1 protein-coding gene is annotated in these 937 nt (G+C 61.3%); it reads left to right on the forward strand.

From position 1 onward, the window contains the following. Positions 1-937: AMP-binding protein (locus tag QN219_RS33735; RefSeq protein ID WP_284004754.1), on the forward strand; the 937-nt coding region annotated here is incomplete at both ends.

The following is a 937-nucleotide window of genomic DNA, read 5'->3' on the forward strand; positions in this document are numbered from 1 at the left end:
GTCTCAGCGCCTGCGCCAGCTGCTCGACGACGCAGCACCGAAGCTGCTGCTTTGCGATGCGGCCGGTCGCCAGGCCCTCGGCGCCAGCGCGATCGCCGGCCTGACCGCGGTCGACCTCGATGCCGCAACACCGGCCTGGACGAACCGGCCGGCATCCGATCCCGATCCCCGCGCCCTCGGCCTCACTTCCCGCCATCTCGCCTACATCATCTACACCTCCGGATCCACCGGCACGCCAAAGGGCGTCATGGTCGAGCATGCCCAAATTGCTCGTTTGTTTGAGGCTACCCAGAATTGGTACGACTTCTCCGCGGGCGACGTCTGGTGCCTCTTCCATTCCTTCTCCTTCGACTTTTCCGTTTGGGAGTTGTGGGGAGCTCTGCGTTATGGCGGACGCTTGCTTCTAGTGCCGAGCTATACGGCTCGCTCCGCTCCAGATTTCTACCATCTGATCTGCAAGTCCGGCGTCACAGTTCTCAACCAGACCCCTTCGGCTTTTAAAACTTTTATCCAGGCGACATGTGAGAGTGGAATTCACAACCACCTTCGATACGCAATTCTTGGCGGGGAGGCCTTGGAGCCATCAGTTCTGAAGCCATGGTACGCTAGGCATTCAGATCGCACCCCACAGATCATTAACATGTACGGCATCACGGAAACGACCGTGCATGCAACCTATTGCCCTCTTATTGAATCTGACACTTCCAGTTCGTTTAGCCCCATCGGAGAGCGGATCTCCGATCTTCGGCTCTACCTGCTTGACGGCCATGGCGCACCGGTGCCGTTCGGGGCGGTCGGCGAGCTCTATATCGGCGGGGCAGGGGTGGCGCGCGGCTACCTCAACCAACCGGAGCTGACGGCCGAGCGCTTCCTGGCCGATCCGTTCTGCGGAGAGCCGGGGGCGCGGATGTACCGCACCGGCGACCTCGCCCGCTAT

Source organism: Sinorhizobium sp. 8-89, from assembly GCF_030124325.1.
Classification (GTDB): domain Bacteria; phylum Pseudomonadota; class Alphaproteobacteria; order Rhizobiales; family Rhizobiaceae; genus Sinorhizobium.